4 protein-coding genes are annotated in these 3,187 nt (G+C 36.6%); 1 reads left to right on the top strand and 3 read right to left on the bottom strand.

The features are described 5' to 3' along the window. Positions 1-539: elongation factor P (gene efp / locus PHI38_RS06750; protein WP_299854197.1), on the bottom strand; the 539-nt coding region annotated here is incomplete at its 3' end. A gap of 121 nt (positions 540-660) precedes the next feature. On the opposite strand from efp, the gene tgt reads away from it, so the two are divergent. Next, entirely contained in the window at positions 661-1,779 is a 1,119-nt protein-coding gene (gene tgt / locus PHI38_RS06745; protein WP_299854194.1) for a tRNA guanosine(34) transglycosylase Tgt, read from the top strand. Positions 1,780-1,797: 18 nt separating this feature from the next. Here tgt and PHI38_RS06740 read toward each other — a convergent pair whose 3' ends face one another. Continuing rightward, positions 1,798-2,034, bottom strand: coding sequence for a DUF465 domain-containing protein (locus PHI38_RS06740; protein ID WP_299854192.1), 237 nt, complete (start codon positions 2,032-2,034; stop codon positions 1,798-1,800). A gap of 40 nt (positions 2,035-2,074) precedes the next feature. Next, on the bottom strand, positions 2,075-3,187 hold a 1,113-nt coding region (locus PHI38_RS06735; protein ID WP_299854189.1), incomplete at its 5' end, for a dihydroorotase.

Genomic DNA, 3,187 nt, shown 5'->3' with positions numbered 1-3,187 from the left:
TCAACTGTGTTTACTCTAATAGTATCACCCTCAAGAACATGGTAAGGTACTTGAACAACTGCGCCAGTCTCTAGTGTAGCTGGTTTTTTGCTTCCACTTGATGTGTCGCCCTTGAAGTTTGGAGGAGTATCTGTAATAAGAAGTTCCATAACTTCAGGAGCACTTACAGTAATCGCGTTTCCTTTGTAAAAAACCATATCTACGTCAATTCCATCTTTAAACCATTTAGAAGCATCATCACACTGCTCATATGTAAGACCTAACTGCTCATAAGTGTCTTTGTCCATGAACTGGTACATTTCACCATCATCATAAAGATACTGCATAGTTTTAAAAGTTATCTCAGGCACTTCAAATTTATCGCCAGCGTGAACAGTCTTCTCAAAAACTCTTCCATTAAGAAAACTCTTTGCTTTCATACGAACAAACGCAGCACCTTTACCAGGTTTTACATGTTGAAACTCTATAACTTTACAAGGAACTTCGCCAATAACAAGACGAATATTTTTTTTGATTTCACTCATTCCGACAGTTGCCATAAATACACCTTAGAAAAATTTTTTATGGATTTTATCCTAAGTGTACTTAATCTATTTTATCACTATCTTATGATACTCAGTTATAATGTCAAAAAATATAGATTATTAAGAGAATAAAATCATGGAATTCACTCTAGACGCAACAAGTAAAAATGCCAGAGCATGTACTATAAAAACTCTTCACTCAACTATCAAAACTCCTGTTTTTATGCCAGTTGGAACTCTTGGAAGTGTCAAAGCTTTAGATATGCAAGATGTGTTAGAACTCCTTGGTGCTGAGATAATTTTGGCAAATACATATCATATGTATCTTCGCCCTGGAGATGAGACAGTTAAGAAGATGGGCAAACTTCATGGTTTCACAACTTACCCTAAGAGCTTTTTAACAGATAGTGGCGGTTTTCAAGCCTTTAGCCTCAGCGATATCTCAAAAGCTTCAAAAGATGGCATCGAGTTTCGCTCACATATAGATGGAAGTAAACACCTCTTTACGCCAAAAAAAGTTATAGATATCCAGCACAACTTGGGAAGCGACATCATGATGATTTTGGATGATTTAGTCGCACTTCCAGCAACGCAGGAGCGCATAGCTTTAAGCATCGAGAGAACTACGGCGTGGGCAAGAGAGAGCATTGATTACTTTAGAGCAAAACAAAAAGAGGGAGTGGGAGAAGAACAAAATATCTTTGCAATCATTCAAGGCGGAACGGATAAAGCTTTTCGTACAAAGAGTGCGACTGAGCTTTGCGCACTTGACTTTGATGGTTTTGCGATTGGTGGATTAAGCGTTGGAGAGTTAAACAACGAGATGTATGACACAGTTGAGCATACTGTAAAGCATATGCCAACAGATAAACCACGCTATCTGATGGGTGTTGGAACTCCTGAGGATTTGATAGAAAACATTGAGCGCGGCATAGATATGTTTGACTGCGTAATGCCTACAAGAAATGCAAGAAATGGAACGCTTTTTACCTCATTTGGAAGGTTAAATATAAAAGGTGCGATTTATAAAGAAGACACACAGCCGATAGATAGCGAGTGTGAATGTCTTACATGTAAGAGATACTCAAGAGCTTATTTAAACCATCTATTTCGCTCTCGTGAGATAGCATACTTTAGACTGGCAACCATTCATAACTTACACTATTACCTAAATCTTATGAGAGAAGCTAGAGAAGCGATTTTAAATGATACTTACGCAGAATTTAAAGTGGAGTTTTATAAAAAGAGGGTCTAATCCATCAAGGAAGATGGATTAAAGGTTATGCTTTTTTTTGTAGTTTATGATAATAGCATAAGCCTCATCTTTAAGTTTTAGTTTCTCTTTTTTCATAATATCGATTTCCATCTCTGTAAGTATATGTTTAATACTCTCAGCTTGATTTATTTGTTCATCCAACTCACTATGTTTATCAAAAATTCTTGAAATAAGCGCGCTTTGCCCCCCTACCTCTTTCATATGAGTTATAACGTCACGATACTCATCTAGCATTTTGTTTTCTCCCTTATAATTTTTCTAAAATGTTATCATATTAGTAATTAATAATTTCTCTAACTTCTCCATAAAGTTCTTCGCCGTTATATAGAGATAGTTTTTCATCTACCGTTACCTTTTTGCTTGGATCAAAAAGCATAAAAGAGGCCCTCTGGCCTACTTTTATCTCTCCACCATTTTGCCCTATTGCATTTAATGGATTTCTAACACAAAGCTCTAGAAGTCTACTTAGTGAGATTATCTTACTCTTTACTAGTTTTGTATAGTAAAGGCTCATAGCATGTAAAAGGCCTTCGCACCCATAAGCAGCGTCATAAAAAGCAACTTCTTTTCTCACCGGTGAGCTTGGCTTATGAAGTGTAGTTAAAATATCTATTTGAGAATTTTTAAGTGCTTCTTGAAGAAGTTTCATATCTGCTTTTGAAGATAAAGGAGGATTTAGTTTTGCAGTAGTGTTAAAATTTTTACAAGCTTCATCTGAGTTTAGTAGATGATGAATAGAGACTTCACATGTAACATTTACTCCTTCAGATTTTGCCTTATTTATTAGACATATTGAGCGTGGAGATGCTATTGCTTTGAAGAGTATCTTTATCTTAAAGTGTCTTGCAATCTCAATCATACGAGATACATGAAGCACTTCACTCAAATCTGGTATGCCCGCAAGCCCTAACGTAGAGCTTACATTGCCCTCAAGCATAACACCACTTGAGATAAGCGAGTTGTCCTCCGCCTTACAAAAGATAGTTACTCCATACATTTGAGCATACTGCGCTATCTTTATAGCTACATCATTTTTTGCGATTGTACTCATATATGGAGCCACTGCACCGCGTTTTAACAAGATAGCTATATCACTAAGTGTTGCATCTTCTTTAAGTGCGTTTATCATTAAGTCAACTCTTGCGCCGCTAAGTTCATGAAGACCATTTTGAACAAACTCCAAAACTATCTCATTATCAATCGCAGGAGTGCAATCTGGATTTAGTACAATATGACCTATCCCTGTTTTTAGTGCCTCTTGTGCAACCGCTTTTATGTTTTTTTCATTTAGCGTTGAGTCTGTAGTCTTTATATTTAAATCCACTAAAAGTGGCATAAGGTAGAGGCCTTTTGCATCAGTTGTCTCATCGCCTTTTATATCTATGCC

Source organism: Sulfurimonas sp., from assembly GCF_028694895.1.
Classification (GTDB): Bacteria; Campylobacterota; Campylobacteria; order Campylobacterales; family Sulfurimonadaceae; genus Sulfurimonas.
This window is presented reverse-complemented; position numbering and strand designations above follow the sequence as displayed.

Bases quoted from the DNA above. Each gene is read 5' to 3' on its own strand.
- tgt (WP_299854194.1), top strand. From the start codon at position 661: ATGGAATTCACTCTAGACGCAACAAGTAAAAATGCCAGAGCATGTACT.
- PHI38_RS06740 (WP_299854192.1), bottom strand. From the start codon at position 2,034: ATGCTAGATGAGTATCGTGACGTTATAACTCATATGAAAGAGGTAGGG.